The 15323-nt window shown below is 69.2% G+C and carries 18 protein-coding genes; 14 read left to right on the top strand and 4 right to left on the bottom strand.

Annotated features, from left to right (window positions below; all coding sequences use genetic code 11):
* Positions 1 to 70 precede the first annotated feature (70 nt).
* The 8 genes from atpE to ACZ6SA_RS32655 all read left to right on the top strand — a co-directional run bounded on the left by atpE (position 71) and on the right by ACZ6SA_RS32655 (position 6652).
* Complete coding sequence (gene atpE / locus ACZ6SA_RS32620) at positions 71 to 301, top strand: ATP synthase F0 subunit C (protein WP_132595523.1); 231 nt, start codon at positions 71 to 73, stop codon at positions 299 to 301.
* 29 nt (positions 302 to 330) lie between these two features.
* Complete coding sequence (locus ACZ6SA_RS32625; protein ID WP_132331965.1) at positions 331 to 882, top strand: F0F1 ATP synthase subunit B; 552 nt, start codon at positions 331 to 333, stop codon at positions 880 to 882.
* Positions 882 to 1691 (top strand): F0F1 ATP synthase subunit delta, encoded by an 810-nt coding sequence (locus ACZ6SA_RS32630; RefSeq protein WP_347643797.1) that lies wholly within the window; start codon positions 882 to 884, stop codon positions 1689 to 1691. The genes ACZ6SA_RS32625 and ACZ6SA_RS32630 overlap by 1 nt, the downstream gene beginning before the upstream one ends.
* A 24-nt stretch (positions 1692 to 1715) precedes the next feature.
* Entirely contained in the window at positions 1716 to 3362 is a 1647-nt protein-coding gene (gene atpA, locus ACZ6SA_RS32635) for a F0F1 ATP synthase subunit alpha (RefSeq protein ID WP_347621773.1), read from the top strand.
* Between the two features lie 3 nt (positions 3363 to 3365).
* Positions 3366 to 4268 carry a F0F1 ATP synthase subunit gamma gene (locus tag ACZ6SA_RS32640; RefSeq protein ID WP_347643798.1) on the top strand — a complete coding sequence of 301 codons (903 nt, stop codon included), beginning with the start codon at positions 3366 to 3368 and terminating at the stop codon, positions 4266 to 4268.
* A gap of 1 nt (position 4269) precedes the next feature.
* Entirely contained in the window at positions 4270 to 5718 is a 1449-nt protein-coding gene (gene atpD, locus ACZ6SA_RS32645; protein WP_132509766.1) for a F0F1 ATP synthase subunit beta, read from the top strand.
* A gap of 124 nt (positions 5719 to 5842) precedes the next feature.
* Positions 5843 to 6244 (top strand): F0F1 ATP synthase subunit epsilon, encoded by a 402-nt coding sequence (locus ACZ6SA_RS32650; protein ID WP_132331956.1) that lies wholly within the window; start codon positions 5843 to 5845, stop codon positions 6242 to 6244.
* A 27-nt stretch (positions 6245 to 6271) separates the two neighbouring features.
* Positions 6272 to 6652, top strand: coding sequence for a DUF2550 domain-containing protein (locus ACZ6SA_RS32655; RefSeq protein WP_443153742.1), 381 nt, complete (start codon positions 6272 to 6274; stop codon positions 6650 to 6652).
* 54 nt (positions 6653 to 6706) lie between these two features.
* On the opposite strand, the gene ACZ6SA_RS32660 is transcribed toward ACZ6SA_RS32655, so the two are convergent.
* Positions 6707 to 7297 (bottom strand): cob(I)yrinic acid a,c-diamide adenosyltransferase, encoded by a 591-nt coding sequence (locus ACZ6SA_RS32660; protein ID WP_347643801.1) that lies wholly within the window; start codon positions 7295 to 7297, stop codon positions 6707 to 6709.
* 130 nt (positions 7298 to 7427) lie between these two features.
* On the opposite strand from ACZ6SA_RS32660, the gene ACZ6SA_RS32665 reads away from it, so the two are divergent.
* The 4 genes from ACZ6SA_RS32665 (at position 7428) to ACZ6SA_RS32680 (ending at position 10979) form a co-directional block, all read left to right on the top strand.
* Complete coding sequence (locus tag ACZ6SA_RS32665; protein ID WP_347643802.1) at positions 7428 to 8324, top strand: ABC transporter ATP-binding protein; 897 nt, start codon at positions 7428 to 7430, stop codon at positions 8322 to 8324.
* Positions 8321 to 9430 carry an ABC transporter permease gene (locus tag ACZ6SA_RS32670; RefSeq protein ID WP_347643803.1) on the top strand — a complete coding sequence of 370 codons (1110 nt, stop codon included), beginning with the start codon at positions 8321 to 8323 and terminating at the stop codon, positions 9428 to 9430. The genes ACZ6SA_RS32665 and ACZ6SA_RS32670 overlap by 4 nt, the downstream gene beginning before the upstream one ends.
* Positions 9431 to 10582 (top strand): sensor histidine kinase, encoded by a 1152-nt coding sequence (locus tag ACZ6SA_RS32675; RefSeq protein ID WP_465832533.1) that lies wholly within the window; start codon positions 9431 to 9433, stop codon positions 10580 to 10582.
* A gap of 79 nt (positions 10583 to 10661) precedes the next feature.
* Positions 10662 to 10979 (top strand): STAS domain-containing protein, encoded by a 318-nt coding sequence (locus ACZ6SA_RS32680; protein WP_347643805.1) that lies wholly within the window; start codon positions 10662 to 10664, stop codon positions 10977 to 10979.
* Positions 10980 to 11104: 125 nt separating this feature from the next.
* Here the strand turns inward: ACZ6SA_RS32680 and ACZ6SA_RS32685 are convergent, their stop codons facing one another.
* From ACZ6SA_RS32685 to nucS, 3 genes are all read right to left on the bottom strand, one after another.
* Positions 11105 to 11647, bottom strand: coding sequence for a TetR/AcrR family transcriptional regulator (locus ACZ6SA_RS32685; protein WP_347643806.1), 543 nt, complete (start codon positions 11645 to 11647; stop codon positions 11105 to 11107).
* Positions 11648 to 11791: 144 nt separating this feature from the next.
* Positions 11792 to 13264 (bottom strand): aldehyde dehydrogenase family protein, encoded by a 1473-nt coding sequence (locus ACZ6SA_RS32690; RefSeq protein WP_443153739.1) that lies wholly within the window; start codon positions 13262 to 13264, stop codon positions 11792 to 11794.
* 213 nt (positions 13265 to 13477) lie between these two features.
* A complete protein-coding gene (gene nucS, locus ACZ6SA_RS32695) occupies positions 13478 to 14140 on the bottom strand; it encodes an endonuclease NucS (RefSeq protein ID WP_132595512.1) in 663 nt (220 codons plus the stop codon).
* Positions 14141 to 14241: 101 nt separating this feature from the next.
* Between nucS and ACZ6SA_RS32700 the strand changes: the two genes are divergently transcribed.
* Both ACZ6SA_RS32700 and ACZ6SA_RS32705 read left to right on the top strand, forming a co-directional pair.
* Positions 14242 to 14532 carry an ATP/GTP-binding protein gene (locus tag ACZ6SA_RS32700; RefSeq protein ID WP_443153738.1) on the top strand — a complete coding sequence of 97 codons (291 nt, stop codon included), beginning with the start codon at positions 14242 to 14244 and terminating at the stop codon, positions 14530 to 14532.
* An 11-nt stretch (positions 14533 to 14543) separates the two neighbouring features.
* Positions 14544 to 15248 (top strand): alpha/beta hydrolase, encoded by a 705-nt coding sequence (locus ACZ6SA_RS32705; protein ID WP_347643836.1) that lies wholly within the window; start codon positions 14544 to 14546, stop codon positions 15246 to 15248.
* Positions 15249 to 15323 lie beyond the last annotated feature (75 nt).

The following is a 15323-nucleotide window of genomic DNA, read 5'->3' on the forward strand; positions in this document are numbered from 1 at the left end:
AACCACAGACCGGATTTGTCCAGACCGGTGAGACTCCGCTTCACCGGCCGTCCAGTAAAGGAAAACAGCAATGAGCGTTCTCGCTGAGGTCTCCGGCAACGTCACCGCCATCGGTTACGGTCTCGCCGCCATCGGCCCCGGCATCGGCGTCGGCATCATCTTCGGTCAGGGCGTGCAGGCCATCGCGCGCCAGCCCGAGGCCTACGGCCTGATCCGCCAGAACATGCTCCTCGGCTTCGTCCTCACCGAGGCCCTCGCCCTGATCGGCCTGGTCGCACCGTTCATCTTCCAGGCCATCTGACGGTCCCCACCTGACGAAAGGCTGCATCCATGACTATGGCAGCTACGCTCCTCGCGCAGGAGGAGGGCGCCAACCCCCTCATCCCGCACACGTACGAGCTCGTCGTCGGCATCTTCTCCTTCCTCGTCGTCCTCTTCGTCGTCGGCCGGATCCTCGTCCCGCGCATCCAGAAGACGCTGGCCGAGCGCACGGACGCGATCGAGGGCGGCATCAAGAGGGCGGAAGAAGCGCAGGCCCAGGCGCAGGTCCTGCAGCAGGAATACCGCGACCAGCTGGCCGAGGCCAGGCAGGAGGCGGCCAGGCTGCGCGAGGAGGCTCGCGAGCAGGCCGCGCAGATCAAGGCGGAGCTCCGCGAGGAGGCCCAGGCCGAGGCCCGGCGTCTCGTCGAGGCCGCGCACGCGCAGATCGAGGCGGACCGCCAGGCGGCCTTCGCCCAGCTCCGCGCTGAGATCGGCCGCCTGTCGACCGACCTGGCCGGCCGCATCGTCGGCGAGTCCCTCGAGGACGAAGCCCGGCAGAGCCGCATCGTCGACCGGTTCCTCGACGAGCTGGAAAGCTCCAACGCGCAGGCGGTGCGTTAATGAGGGGCCTGAGCAGGGCGTCGCTGGCCGAGGTCGAGGAGCGGTTCAACGCGGTCGCCGGCAGTGCCGACCTCGGCACGCTCTCCGACGAGTTGTTCGCGGTCGCGGATCTGCTCGACCGCGAGCACGGCCTGCGGCGTGCCCTGTCCGACCCGTCCAGGCCGGGCGAGCAGAAGGCGGCCACGATCCGCTCGCTGCTCGACGGCAAGATCAGCGAGGCGGCGCTCGCCACCGCCGAGACCGCGGTCTCGGCACGGTGGTCGCGCGCCGGCGACCTGGCCGACGTGCTCGAACGGCTCGGCGTCGCCGCCGCGGCCGCGGAGGCGGAGGGCCAGTCACGGCTCGACGAGGTGGAGGACGAGCTCTTCCGCTTCGGCCGCATCGTCGCCGCCAACCCGGAGCTGCGCCGGGCACTCACCGACGCGGGAGCGCCGGAGGCCGGCAAGCAGGAGCTGCTGAGCCGGCTGCTCGACGGCAAGGTCGCCCCCACGAGCCTGCGCCTGATCAGCCAGCTGGTGCTGCACCCGCGTGGGCGTAGCCTGGAGTCGGGCCTGGAAGAGGTCGGTCACCTCGTGGCTGAGCAGCGCCGGCGCCTCGTGGCGGTGGTGCGCACGGCGGTCGAGCTGACCGACGCGCAGCGCGAGCGCCTCATGGCGTGGCTGCGCACCTCCTACGGCCGTGACGTGCACCTGAACGTCGAGGTGGACAAGCGAGTGCTCGGTGGGTTCTCGGTCCGCATCGGCGACGAGATCATCGACACCACCATTGTGGGACGAATCGAAGAAGTCCGCCGCCGGTTGGCCGGCTAAGGCGAATAGGGAGACAGAGTAGAGATGGCGGAGCTTACGATCCGGCCGGACGAGATCCGGGACGCGCTTGAGCGCTTCGTCCAGGCGTACGAACCGGAAGGCGCCGCGCGCGAGGAGATCGGGACCGTCGTCGACGCCGGCGACGGCATTGCCCATGTCTCCGGCCTTCCCTCGGCGATGGCGAACGAGCTGCTCGAGTTCGAGGGTGGCACGCGCGGTCTGGCACTTAACCTCGACACCCGCGAGATCGGTGCCGTTATTCTGGGCGACTTCAGCGGCATCGAGGAGGGCCAGACAGTCCGCAGGACGGGCGAGGTCCTGTCCGTGCCCGTCGGCGACGACTTCCTCGGCCGCGTGGTCGACCCCCTGGGCAACCCGCTCGACGGCAAGGGCGCCATCCAGGCCGAGGGCACCCGTGCCCTCGAGCTGCAGGCCCCCTCGGTCGTCCAGCGGCAGCCGGTGAAGCAGCCGCTGCAGACCGGCATCAAGGCGATCGACGCCATGACGCCGATCGGCCGCGGCCAGCGCCAGCTGATCATCGGTGACCGCGGCACCGGCAAGACGGCGATCGCGGTCGACACGATCCTCAACCAGCGCGAGGCCTGGGCGTCCGGCGACCCTGAGAAGCAGGTGCGCTGCGTCTACGTCGCGGTCGGCCAGAAGGGCTCGACGATCGCGCAGGTCAAGGCCCGCCTGGAGGAGGCCGGCGCGCTCGAGTACACCACGATCGTGGCCGCCCCCGCCTCCGACCCGGCCGGCTACAAATACCTTGCCCCGTACACCGGCTCGGCCATCGGCCAGCACTGGATGTACCAGGGCAAGCACGTTCTGATCGTCTTCGACGACCTGACCAAGCAGGCCGACGCCTACCGCGCCGTGTCCCTGCTGCTGCGTCGTCCCCCGGGCCGCGAGGCCTTCCCCGGCGACGTCTTCTACCTGCACTCCAGGCTCCTGGAGCGCTGCGCCAAGCTCTCCGACGACATGGGCGGCGGCTCGATGACGGGTCTGCCGGTCATCGAGACCAAGGGCAACGACGTGTCGGCGTTCATCCCGACCAACGTCATCTCCATCACCGACGGCCAGTGCTTCCTCGAGACGGACCTGTTCAACGCGGGTGTGCGCCCGGCCATCAACGTCGGCATCTCGGTGTCCCGAGTCGGTGGTTCCGCGCAGGTCAAGGCCATGCGCAAGGTCGCGGGCACGCTGAAGCTGTCGCTGTCGCAGTATCGCGACCTGGAGGCCTTCGCGGCGTTCGCGTCCGACCTCGACGCGGCCTCCAAGGCCCAGCTCGAACGCGGCCAGCGCCTGGTGGAGCTGCTCAAGCAGCCCCAGTACGAACCGTTCCCCGTCGAGCGGCAGGTCGTGTCGGTGTGGGCCGGCACCACGGGCGAGCTCGACGAGGTGCCGGTCGACGACGTGCGGCGTTTCGAGACGGAGTTCCTCGACTTCCTGCAGTCCTCGCACAAGGGCATCCTCGACACCATCCGCGAGACCAACGAGCTCACCGACGACACGGTGACCTCGCTCAAGGACGCCATCACGGAGTTCAAGAAGGGCTTCACCACCTCCTCGGGCGAGCTGCTGGTCAAGGACGAGCCGGTGGCGCCGCTGGAGGCCGAAGAGGTCGGCCAGGAGAAGATCAAGAAGGTCGTCCGTCGGGCGGAGAAGTAGGTCATGGGTGCCCAGCTAAGGCTGCTGCGGCGGCGGATCAACTCGGTCAAGTCGACCGCGAAGATCACGCGTGCCCAGGAGCTCATCGCCTCTTCACGGATCGTGAGGGCGCAGCAGCGGATGCAGGCGGCGCTGCCGTACGAGCGTGAGATCACTCGCGCCGTCACCGGCGTCGTCAGCAACGCGGCCAGCGTCGACCATCCGCTGACCGTGGCGAAGGACAACCCCGAGAGGGCGGGTGTCCTCATCGTCACCAGCGACAGCGGGTTCTGCGGCGGCTTCAACGCCAACGTCCTGCGCGAGGCCGAGGCCCTGCGCGGGTTGCTGGAGGGCCGCGGCCTCGACGTCGTGCCGTTCGTCACCGGGCGCAAGGGTGTCACCTGGCACACCTTCCGCCAGCGCGAGATGGGCGGCCAGTGGGTCGGCTTCTCCAGGAAGCCGGCCTACGCCGACGCCAAGGAGATCGCGCAGACGCTGATCGACTCGTTCAAGGACGACAACGGGATCGACGAGATCCACATCGTCTCGACCGAGTTCGTCTCCATGCTGACCCAGAACGTCGTGGTCAAGCGGATCCTGCCGCTCGAGGTCGAGGAGACCGAGGCGACCGAGTCCACCGCGATCCCGCCCTACTTCGAGTTCGAGCCGACCGCGGGTGACGTTCTCGAGACGCTGCTGCCGCGTTACGTCGAGTCCCGGATCTTCACGGCGCTGCTGCAGTCGGCGGCCTCCGAGGAGGCAGCGCGGCGGCGCGCGATGAAGTCCGCGACCGACAACGCCAACGAGCTGATGCGGCTGCTCACCCAGGAGATGAACCAGGCTCGCCAGGCGGAGATCACCCAGGAAATCAGCGAGATCGTCGGTGGCGCCAACGCGCTCGCTGACGCCGCAGCGGGGAAAGAGTGAAATGACTGCAGAGGCTGTTGAAACTGTGGAAGCCGCGGCGGCCGGCACAGGCCGCGTGGCACGTGTCACCGGCGCGGTCGTCGACGTGGAGTTCCCCGTCGACGCGATGCCCGAGATCTACAACGCGCTCAAGGTCGAGGTGACCCTCGGCGGCGAGACCAGGACCCTGACCCTCGAGGTGGCCCAGCACCTGGGCGACAACCTCGTGCGCGCCATCTCCATGCAGCCCACCGACGGCATGGTCCGCGGCCAGGCGGTGCAGGACACCGGCGGCCCGATCTCGGTGCCGGTCGGCGACGTCGTCAAGGGCCACGTGTGGAACGCGCTGGGCGAGACGCTCGACGTGCCCACCGCGTCGCTCAAGGTCGAGGAGCGGTGGGGCATCCACCGTCCCTCCCCGGCGTTCGACCAGCTCGAGTCCCGCACCGAGCTGCTCGTCACCGGCATCAAGGTCATCGACCTGCTCACCCCCTACGTGCAGGGTGGGAAGATCGGCCTGTTCGGCGGCGCCGGCGTGGGCAAGACGGTGCTCATCCAGGAGATGATCCGCCGCGTCGCCCGTAACTTCGGCGGCACCTCGTGCTTCGCCGGTGTCGGCGAGCGCACCCGTGAGGGCAACGACCTCTGGCTGGAGATGGAGGAGGCGGACGTCCTCAAGGACACCGCGCTCGTCTTCGGCCAGATGGACGAGCCGCCGGGCACCCGTCTGCGCGTGGCTCTGTCGGCGCTGACCATGGCCGAATACTTCCGTGACGTGCAGAAGCAGGACGTGTTGCTCTTCATCGACAACATCTTCCGCTTCACGCAGGCCGGTTCGGAGGTCTCGACCCTGCTCGGCCGTATGCCGTCCGCCGTGGGTTACCAGCCCACGCTGGCCGACGAGATGGGTGTGCTCCAGGAGCGCATCACCTCGACGCGCGGTCACTCGATCACCTCCATGCAGGCGATCTACGTGCCCGCCGACGACATCACCGACCCTGCCCCGCACAACGCGTTCGCGCACCTCGACGCGCAGACCGTGCTCTCCCGGCCGATCTCGGAGAAGGGCATCTACCCCGCGGTGGACCCGCTCGACTCCTCCTCCCGGATCCTCGACCCGCAGATCCTGGGCGAGGAGCACTACCGGGTCGCCCAGGAGACCAAGCGGATCCTGCAGAAGTACCGCGAGCTCCAGGACATCATCGCGATCCTCGGTATCGACGAGCTGTCCGAGGAGGACAAGGTCACCGTGCAGCGGGCCCGCCGCATCGAGCGGTTCCTGTCGCACCCGATGTACGCCGCCGAGGCGTTCACCGGCCAGCCGGGCGAGACCGTCCCGCTGGACGAGACCATCGCCTCCTTCAAGGGCCTGTGCGCGGGTGAGTACGACCACCTCCCCGAGCAGGCGTTCTTCATGGTCGGTGGCATCGAGCAGGCCGTGGCCAAGGCCAAGGAACTCGAGCGCCGCTAAATCGCCCCAGTCGAAGGGCTTCGAGCCCGGACCTACCTAAAGGGCGAGTTCTGCGAGCCCGGACCTACGGTGGTGGTACGGCCGCCCGCCGTGCCACCACCTGATCGGAAAGGAACCTACACAAGTGGCGAAGCTACGCGTAGGGGTTGTCTCACCCGAGCGTGAGATCTGGTCGGGCGAGGCCGACATGGTGATTGCCAAGACCGTGGACGGCGAGATCGGTATTATGCCGCAACACGCACCTGTGCTCGGCGTCCTCGTCGAGGGCGGCGTGCTGCGCATCAAACGGGAAGGCGAGGGCGATCTCGCGGCGGCCGTGCACGGAGGCTTCATCTCCGTGGCCGACGACGAGGTGTCCGTGCTCGCCGAGGTGGCCGAGCTCGGTTCCGAGGTCGACGTCGCGGCTGCCCGTGACGCTCTCGACCGGGCCCAGGCCTCGATCGAGGCCAACCAGGAAGACGCCGACGCGGCGATCGAGGCCAAGCGCGCCAGGGCTCGGCTCCGCGCGGCGGGCGAAGAGGTTTAATATTCCCAACGGGGCGCAGGGGGCGGCATGATGGCGACGGTTGTGATTGTCCTGGTGCTGTTCGCCGCCCTCGTGGTCCTGCGCTGGGTCATGCTGACCCGCTCGCGCGGGAGCGTGCCCTGTCGTCTGCGGGTGGGGGAGCGGGCCTGGCAGAGCGGCGTAGCCCGCTACGCCGACGGGGAGCTCCACTGGATCCCGCTTCTGGGTGTGCGACTGAGGCCGCGCCACGCTATCGCGAGGCGCGGCCTCGTCGTTTCTCCCCGCCGCGAGATCGAGGGCGGGATGTTCGCGGTGGATCTCAGCGGGAGCACGCGCGGCGTGTCCATCGCGATGAGCGCCGACGCGCTGACGGGCTTCCTCGCCTGGCTGGAGTCGGCGCCGCCGAGCGCCTACCTCGACGTCGCCTGACCTCGGCTCGGCGCCCCAGCGCCTCTTCAACGCCGCGGCGGCCGACGGTCGCGTTCAGCGGGTGCCGCCGGGTTTCCAGAGGATCTCGTTGCCGGCGTGGGCGACCCGGCAGGCGATGAAGAGCAGGTCGGACAGCCGGTTGAGGTATTTCGCCGTCAGCACGTTCATGTCGTCGTGCGCCTGGAGCGCGGCCCAGGCCGTGCGCTCGGCTCTGCGCACCGTGACCCTGGCGACGTGCAGGGCCGCCGTGGCGGGATCGCCGCCGGGCAGGATGAAGCTGCGCAGCGGCTTGAGTCCGGCGTTGAAGCGGTCGCACTGCGTCTCCAGCCAGTCGATGTACGACTGCTCCACCCGCAGCGGCGGGAAGTCGGGTTTCGCCACGACCGGCGTGGCCAGGTCGGCCCCCAGGTCGAAGAGTTCGTTCTGGACGCGTACGAGCACCTCCACCAGGTCGGCGGTCAGGGTGCCGTGCGAGAGCGCGACCCCGAGGTGGGCGTTGGCCTCCTCCACGTCGGCGTAGGCCGCGAGCCGCAGGTCGGTCTTAGGGGCGGGGCTCATGTCGCTCAGCGTGGTGGTGCCGTCGTCGCCCGTGCGGGTGTAGATGCGGGAGAGGACGACCGGCTTGTCCTTGTCGGCGCGCGTCATGCCCCCAGCGTACTCGTGACAAATGTCATCGGAATGGGCCGCGAAGTCCATATGGCGCCTGTGATTTCGGCGACTGGCTCGATGAAACGGGTGAAAGCCATGATTGACCCATGATGAAGGAGATGACCTGATGCTCGAGATCAACGAGCTGCGCAAACGTTTCGCGGGCGGCCCCGGCTCCCCAGCGACCAAGATCGCCTTGGACGGGATCAGCTTCACCGTACGGCCGGGCGAGATGTTCGGGTTCGTCGGTGCGAACGGCGCGGGCAAGACCACGACGATGCGCATCGTGATGGGCGTGCTCCAGGCGGACTCCGGCTCGGTGGCCCTGAGGGGCGCGCCGCTCTCGCCAGACGACCGCCGGCGCTTCGGCTACATGCCGGAGGAGCGCGGTCTGTACCAGAAGATGCGGGTCGCCGAACAGATCGAGTACTTCGGCCGCCTGCACGGGATGAGCACGACGGTCGCCACGAAGGCCACCGACGACCTGCTGGAGCAGCTCGGGCTGACCGAGCGCAGGAACGACGCGGTGCAGGCCCTGTCATTGGGCAACCAGCAGCGGGTGCAACTCGCCGTGGCCCTGGTGCACGACCCCGAGCTGCTCATCCTGGACGAGCCGTTCTCCGGGCTCGACCCGATCGCGGTCGACGCGCTGGCCACGGTGCTGCAGGAGCGGTGCAGGGGAGGCGTGCCGGTGATCTTCTCCAGCCACCAGCTGGAGCTGGTGGAGCGGCTGTGCGACTCCGTGGGCATCGTCTCGGCCGGGCGGATGGTCGCCGCGGGCGCCGTGGCCGACCTGCGGGCGGCGGAGCGGAACGAGCTGCGCGTGGTCGTCAGGAACCCCGCGCCGGGCTGGGCGGACGGCCTGCCGGGCACGGTCACCGTCGACGGCGACCGGCACACCCTGCGCACCTCCGGCGGCGACGACCAGGAGATCCTGCGTCGCGCCGTGAAGGCGGGGCGGGTCGAACACTTCGGGGCCGAGCAGCCGAGCCTCACCGAGATCTTCAAGGAGGCCGTGGCGTGAACGGACTGATGCTGGTCGCCCGCAGGGAGGTCGCGACGCAGGTGCGGACGAAGGGGTTCATCATCGGCCTGCTCATCACGGCGGTGCTGGTGGCGGCGGCCTCGTTCGCTCCCAAGGTGCTGGGCGGTGAGGACTCCTACACGCTGGGCACTGTCAACTCCCAGCAGCTCCCGCTGCAGGCCGCCGCGCCCGACACGAAGTTCGAGTGGCGGGCGTTCCCCGACGAGGGCGCGGCGAGGCAGGCGGTGCTCGACGGCGATGTGGACGCGGTGCTGGTCAACGGGTCGAAGGTGCTGACGGACGGGGAGATCGACGGGCAGCTCGGCGTGCTGCTGCAGAGCGTGAACCGCGAGGTCAAGCTCGGCGCCGCAGGCGTGTCCATCCCGCCGCTGCAGATGCAGTCGGTGGGCGCCGACACGCGCTACGAAGGCGCGCGCACCGGCATCGCCGTGGTGCTCGTCCTCGTGCTCTTCACCCTCGTCATAGGCCAGGTCATGATGGTCGCCATGGGCGTGGTGGAGGAGAAGGGCAGCAGGATCGTGGAGATCCTGCTCTCCGCCGTACGGCCGTGGCAGCTGCTCGGCGGCAAGATCGTGGGGCTGGGCGTGCTCGGCCTGATCAACCTGGTCACCATCCTGGTCGTCGGGCTCGGCGCGGCGATGGCCTCGGGCATCGCCACCGACTTCCCGCCCGGCATCCCCGGCCTGGTGGCCGGCGTGCTGGTCTGGTTCGTGCTCGGCTACGCCTTCTTCGCGGCGCTGGCGGCGGCCTTCGGGTCGCTGGTCTCGCGGCAGGAGGAGGTGGGCTCGGTCCTGACGCCGCTGACCATGCTCATCATGATCACGTACTTCGTCGCCTTCTACGCCACCAACGACGCGACGGGCACGCTGGCCACGGTCGTGTCGTACATCCCGCCGTTCTCGTCCATGGTCATGCCGGTGCGGATGGCCGCGACCGAGGTGCCGCTGTGGCAGGTGGGCGCGTCCACGGCGGCGATGATCCTGGCCGTGCTCGCGGTGCTGGCCTTCGGGGCCAAGATCTACGAGCGCGCGGTGCTCCGGACGGGTGCCCGGCTCAAACTCGGCGACGTGCTGCGCACGAAGTAGATGGATCCGATCAGGCGGGCGCGGCGCCTCACCTGGGTGATGATCACCTCGGGCCTGCTGACGATGTGGGTCCTCGTCGTCGCCTCGTCCGTGGCCGCGCACGTGGAGGGTACGTTCTCGTGGTGGCGGGCCGTTCCGGCGCTGATCGCCGCCGGCGGCCTCACCTGGCTCTACCCGCGCATGGCCGACGCGATCCTGGACCGCCGCTACCCCACCAGGCAGGTGGTGGTGGCGGCGGTTCTCGCGTTGGTCGCGGCGGGAGCGGGCGGGGCGGACCCGGCCGGATGGGGCTTCGTACTCGTGGCCTGGCTGGGGATCGCCATGCTCGGCGTCTCCATCCGCACGCTCGTCCTGCAGATGCTCGGGACCTGGGCCGCAGGCGTCACGCTGGGTCTTGCGCCGGGAGCCATGGCCCTCGACGTGCCCACCGATCGGGAATTCTTCTATTGCGCCCTGCTCTACGGCCTCTGGTGCGTCGTCCTGCCGCCGTCCGGCCGGGTCTGGCTGCTGATCTGGAGGCTGGCCGTGGAGGCCCACGAGGGCCGTGACGCGCACACGCGGCTGGTTGTGGCCGAGGAGCGCCTGCGCTTCTCCAGGGACCTGCACGACCTCGTGGGGCACCAGCTGTCCGCCATCGCGGTCAAGACCGAACTGGCCGTACGGCTCTCGGACAAGGACGCCGGCGCAGCGAAGGCCGAGATGGCGGAGGTCAACACGCTGACCAGGAAGGCGCTCAAGGAGCTGCGCCAGGCGGTGCGCGGCTACCGCGAGCTCGATCTGGCCGCCGAGCTGAACAGCGTCGAAGGCGTGCTCGAAGCGGCGGGGGTCCGCTCCGAGACGCGCCTGCCCTACCGCGAGCTGCCGGAAGGGGTGGCGCCGGTGTTCGCCTACGCGGTCCGCGAGGCGGTGACCAACGTGCTCAAGCACAGCGCCGCGACATTCTGCCGCATCACGATCCGCTTCACCGATGAGGAGGCGGAGCTGGAGGTGCGCAACGACGGGGCGGTCGAGCGCCAGAGCGAGGACCTGGGGAGCGGCCTGGCGGGCCTGAGGGAGCGGCTGGCCGCCGCAGGTGGGAAGGTGAGCGCCCAGCCGACAGGTGATGGCGAGTTCGTGCTGAACGCAGTCGTGTCACTTCCGATACGTGGGTAGGAGAGTTTTGCGGGGAGTTTCATCCGGCGAGGTTCGCGATGGCCGGTGACCTGCCTGCAGGCGTGACTGAGGAGGTGACATGCGCGTCCGGGGGAATCCGAGAGCCCAGGTGGTGCGGATAGGGACCCGGCTTGACGCCGGGACGTCGGCCGGGGTGCGCGAGCGCCTGCACAAAGCTCTCGACACCGGCGAAGGCGACCTGATCCTCGATCTCTCCAAGCTGGAGATGATCGACGCGACCGGTCTCGGGGTGCTCGTGGGAGCGCATCGGCGCGCGTTGAGCGTGCAACGTCGCCTCGTTCTTCGGGGGGTGCCCCCGCGGATCATGCGGATACTCGCGGTGACCCGGCTGAATCGGGTGCTGCACGTGGAGGTTCCCGCCGCCGCGGTGGCCTGAGGTGACATATCGGAGCGGGCGACGATCAGCCGTCGCCCGCTCTTTCTTGGCTTAGACAAAAAGCCGATTACGGCTGTCCGTGATACCGCTCCGAATCCTCGTTGAAAAGCGATGGTTATGCGGAGTCAGCCGGAGCCGAGGCTGCGGTAGAAGATGTGCACGGCGACGGCGACGAGTTCGTCGATCTCCGGTTGATCCTCGGAGAGCAGCCATTCGATGAGCAACTCTTGGAGCGCGCCAATGACACCCAGCGCCACCAAGCGCCGATTGGACGGGGCGGCCTGCGGGAAATCGGCGGACGCCTCCTCCACGAGCCGGGCGAACGACTCGATCGCGCGCTGGCGCGACATGGCCAGCACATCCCCTGACCTGCGCACCTCGACGTGCATGATGCGGGCCCGGCGCCAGTCGGCGGTGGCGAACTCGACATACGCGCGGATCCCCGCCTCCACCCGGCCAGCCAGCGTGCCGGGCGCCTCCTGTAACGCCTTGGCCACGATGGCCAGAGTTTCCTCCACGCAGCGTTCGTGCAACGCCTGAAGGAGCTCTTCGCGGCCGCCGAAACATTCGTAGAAGGCCCGGTTGGAGATCCTCGCCTCCGAGCACAACCTTTCGATGGTCGTGGCCGCGAAACCCGGTTTCGCGTATAGCGTGTACGCGGCCGTCATCAGCCGCTCTCGTCTGTCCGCCAGCCTTTGCTCAGCCGACATTCCCCGGTAAGACCGGTTCACATTCCACCCGTCCAACATGATCGTGGCCCCCAGAGCACACAATTATGGACGGATGATCGGTTCTGGGAAAGAGCGCGGCGATTATCTCTTACGTCGCCCGTGCAAGAACGTGACAAGCCTGATCAGCCGCTCAAGTTCCGCGGGCCCCCGGGAGAACGACGTCAGGTTCATCCCGGGCATCGCGAAGCGCTGCCGGGAGATCGCCTTGGGCCTGGCGAACTCGCGCAGGCCGTCGGCTCCGTGGATCCGGCCGAACCCCGAATCGCCCATCCCGCCGAACGGCAGCGCCGGAACCCCGGCGAACGAGATCACCGAGTTGATGGCGGTCATCCCTGTGCGCATCCTCCTGGCCAGGTCCGTCGCCCGCCGCGCGTTCCTGGAGAACACCGTGCCGCCCAGCCCGTAGGCCGAGGCGTTGGCCAGTTCCAGCGCCTCGTGCGCGTCACGGGTGCGCCGCACGGTGATGGTCGGCCCGAACGTCTCCTCCCGCACCGCGGGGGAGTCCTCCGGCACGTCCTCCACGATCACCGGATCGACGTACGGCGCCCGCACCGAGCCGGTGCCGCCGGCCACCACGCGCCCCGCCTTGGCGGCGTCGTCGATGTGCCGCTTGATGATGTCCACCTGACCGGGCATCGTGATCGGGCCGTAGTGCTCGCCCGCCCGCACCCCGGCCACCCGCTCGGACAACTCGCGCATGAAGCCGTCATAAACGGCGTCGACGACGTAGACACGTTCGACGCCCACGCACGTCTGGCCCGCGTTGGACATCGCGCCCCACAGGCAGGCGTCCGCCGCCGCCCGCAGGTCGGCGTCGGCGTCCACGATGAACGCGTCCTTGCCGCCGCACTCGGCCACGATCGGCGTGAGGTTCTCGGCGCAGGCCGCCATGACGCGCTTCGCCGTGGCGGTCGAGCCGGTGAACGCCACCTTCTTCACCCTCGGGTCAGCGGCCAGCGCCGCCCCCGTCTCGCCCAGCCCCGTCACGGTCTGCAGCACCGGGTGCTCAGGAACGGACTCCTCGAACAGCTCCGCCAGCCGCACGCCGATGCCGGGAGTGAGCTCGCTCGGCTTGAACACGACCGCGTTGCCGGCGGCGAGCGCGTAGGCGATGGAACCCATCGGGGTGAAGACCGGGTAGTTCCACGGGCCGATCACGCCGACCACGCCCAGCGGCAGGTATTCGAGGGTGGCGGTCAGGTTGAGGCCGATCATGCCGGTGGCGACCCGGCGGCGGCCCAGCACCTTCGCCGCGTTGCGGGCGGCCCAGTCGAGGTGCGTGACGGCGAGGACGAGCTCCAGCGTGGCATCGCCGACCGGCTTGCCCGTCTCCTCGTGGACCAGCTTGGCGAGAGCCCTGAGCTCCCGGGTCACGACCGCCTTGTAGTCGAGCAGCCGCCGCCTCCGCTCGGCCGCCCCGATCGCGGCCCACCACCGCGCGGCCTCCTCCGCCCGCCCCACCGCCTGGTGCACGGCCTCGGGGGCCTGGTTGGGGTGACTGCCGACGATCTCGCCGGTCGCCGGATTGAGTGAGTCGAACGTCAGCGTCGCCATGGCGTCACCATAAACCGCCCACCCTCCGCCTACCACAGCCCTCACCCACGCCGGAATGCTCTTGAGGGGAATGCCGGTGAGAAGATCACCACTTACCGGGCCCACAGGGCGCGCCGTAGCGGCGGGCCACCACTGAAGGGTCAGAAGCCGTTCCCCTGGAAGGGCGTCAGCCGGAGTGTGGCGGGTGGCTGGCCTCCGCGGAGCCGTAAAGGATCAAAAAAGGGTCGGATTCTCGGGTTGGATGCCGCGCAGGGCGTCGTAGTCGAGGGTGACGCAGGCGATGCCGCGGTCGGAGGCGAGGACGCGGGCCTGGGGTTTGATCTCCTGGGCGGCGAAGACCCCGCGCACGGGCGACAGCAGCGGGTCGCGGTTGAGCAGCTCGAGGTAGCGGGTGAGCTGCTCGACGCCGTCGATCTCCCCCCGGCGCTTGATCTCGACGGCCACCGTCGCTCCGTGCCCGTCGCGGCACAGGATGTCGACGGGGCCGATCGCCGTCATGTATTCGCGCCGGATCAGCGAATAGCCGTCGCCCAGCGTGGTGATGTGCTCGGCGAGCAGCTCCTGCAGGTGGGCCTCAACGCCGTCTTTGATCAGCCCGGGGTCGACGCCCAGCTCGTGGCTGGAGTCGTGGAGGATCTCCGCCATGGTGAGGACGAGCTTCTCGCCGGTCTTGCCGTGCGTGACCGTCCAGGTCTCGCCGTCCTCTTTGAGTTTGCACGGCGGGTTCATCCAGTTGAGCGGCTTGAACGCGCGGTCGTCGGCGTGAATGCTCACGCTGCCGTCCGCTTTGATCAGCACAAGTCTCGGCGCCATCGGCAGGTGCGCCGTGAGCCGTCCGACATAATCCACGCTGCACCGCGCGATGACCAACCGCATGACGCCCCACCTTAGCGGCTCTGGAAAACTGGTCGCATGGCGTTCGAACGGGTGGGAGCGGCGCGGATGGCGGATGTGGGTGTGATGGGTCTCCGGAGCCGATGAGCCCGCGTCGCGCCCGCCGCAGGGAGTCCTCCCGCCCCTTCGGCTTCCCGACCGGCCTGGACAAGGTGGAGGAGTGGCCTGACGGCTCGTGGAAAGTACGCATGCTGACCGGCTCGTCGTCCACGAAGAACTACCGGTGCCCGGGTTGCGACCAGGAGATCCGCGTCGGGCTGCCGCACATCGTGGCCTGGCCCGCCTGGCCGGGCGGCGACGAGGAGCGCCGTCACTGGCACCAGGCCTGCTGGCGTAAGAGACTCGACCGCGGCCCAGGCCGCAGCCGTTACTGAGAGGACCCATGGTGGAGATTCGCGCGGCCACGGTGCTGCCCGCCCGGCGAGAGCCCATCGAGCTGCACACCGGCGACGGCCTGACCCTGGTCGGCGAGCTGGCCCTGCCCTTAGACCGGCCTCCCGTGGCCACGCTGGTCACGCTGCACCCGCTGCCCACCCATGGCGGCTTCATGGACAGCCACGTCTACAAGAAGGCCGCCAACCGCCTGCCCGCCCTCGCCGACCTGGCCGTGCTGCGCTTCAACACGCGCGGCACCTCGTCGGAGCGCGGCACCTCGGAGGGCACGTTCGACGGTGGCCAGGGTGAGCGGTTCGACGTGGCCGCGGCCCTCGAGTACGCCGACTTCCACGATCTGCCGCACGTGTGGGTGGTCGGCTGGTCGTTCGGCACCGAGCTGACGCTGAAATGGGCGCACGATCCGCTCGTGGAGGGCGCGATCCTGCTCTCGCCCCCGCTCCACCGGGCCACCGACGACGACCTGGACGCCTGGGCGCGGTTCGGGCGGCCGCTGGTCGCGCTGGTGCCCGAGTTCGACGACTATCTGCGGCCCGAGGAGGCCCGCGAGCGGTTCGCCCGGGTGCCGCAGGCCGAGGTCGTCGGGGTCGACGGCGCCAAGCACCTGTGGGTGGGGGAGCCGTACGTGCGCGTCGCGCTGGACGAGATCGTCAAGCGGGTGAATCCGGAGGCGTGGCCTCTCCCTACGGAGGTCTGAGCCCGCCTTGGCGAATAGTTCCATGTGCCCAAGATCACTGAAAGTTTTTTTGAGCAGAATGAGCAGAACTCTGGA

Source organism: Nonomuraea sp. NPDC049378 (genome assembly GCF_055586745.1).

What these genes read in the sequence shown, in the direction of transcription:
- ACZ6SA_RS32640 (WP_347643798.1), top strand. Translation starts at nt 3,366, where the DNA reads ATGGGTGCCCAGCTAAGGCTGCTGCGGCGGCGGATCAACTCGGTCAAG.
- atpD (WP_132509766.1), top strand. Translation starts at nt 4,270, where the DNA reads ATGACTGCAGAGGCTGTTGAAACTGTGGAAGCCGCGGCGGCCGGCACA.
- ACZ6SA_RS32630 (WP_347643797.1), top strand. Translation starts at nt 882, where the DNA reads ATGAGGGGCCTGAGCAGGGCGTCGCTGGCCGAGGTCGAGGAGCGGTTC.
- nucS (WP_132595512.1), bottom strand. Translation starts at nt 14,140, where the DNA reads ATGCGGTTGGTCATCGCGCGGTGCAGCGTGGATTATGTCGGACGGCTC.
- ACZ6SA_RS32625 (WP_132331965.1), top strand. Translation starts at nt 331, where the DNA reads ATGACTATGGCAGCTACGCTCCTCGCGCAGGAGGAGGGCGCCAACCCC.
- ACZ6SA_RS32665 (WP_347643802.1), top strand. Translation starts at nt 7,428, where the DNA reads ATGCTCGAGATCAACGAGCTGCGCAAACGTTTCGCGGGCGGCCCCGGC.
- atpE (WP_132595523.1), top strand. Translation starts at nt 71, where the DNA reads ATGAGCGTTCTCGCTGAGGTCTCCGGCAACGTCACCGCCATCGGTTAC.
- ACZ6SA_RS32700 (WP_443153738.1), top strand. Translation starts at nt 14,242, where the DNA reads ATGAGCCCGCGTCGCGCCCGCCGCAGGGAGTCCTCCCGCCCCTTCGGC.
- ACZ6SA_RS32660 (WP_347643801.1), bottom strand. Translation starts at nt 7,297, where the DNA reads ATGACGCGCGCCGACAAGGACAAGCCGGTCGTCCTCTCCCGCATCTAC.
- ACZ6SA_RS32675 (WP_465832533.1), top strand. Translation starts at nt 9,431, where the DNA reads ATGGATCCGATCAGGCGGGCGCGGCGCCTCACCTGGGTGATGATCACC.
- ACZ6SA_RS32655 (WP_443153742.1), top strand. Translation starts at nt 6,272, where the DNA reads ATGATGGCGACGGTTGTGATTGTCCTGGTGCTGTTCGCCGCCCTCGTG.
- ACZ6SA_RS32690 (WP_443153739.1), bottom strand. Translation starts at nt 13,264, where the DNA reads ATGGCGACGCTGACGTTCGACTCACTCAATCCGGCGACCGGCGAGATC.
- ACZ6SA_RS32685 (WP_347643806.1), bottom strand. Translation starts at nt 11,647, where the DNA reads ATGACGGCCGCGTACACGCTATACGCGAAACCGGGTTTCGCGGCCACG.
- ACZ6SA_RS32680 (WP_347643805.1), top strand. Translation starts at nt 10,662, where the DNA reads ATGCGCGTCCGGGGGAATCCGAGAGCCCAGGTGGTGCGGATAGGGACC.
- atpA (WP_347621773.1), top strand. Translation starts at nt 1,716, where the DNA reads ATGGCGGAGCTTACGATCCGGCCGGACGAGATCCGGGACGCGCTTGAG.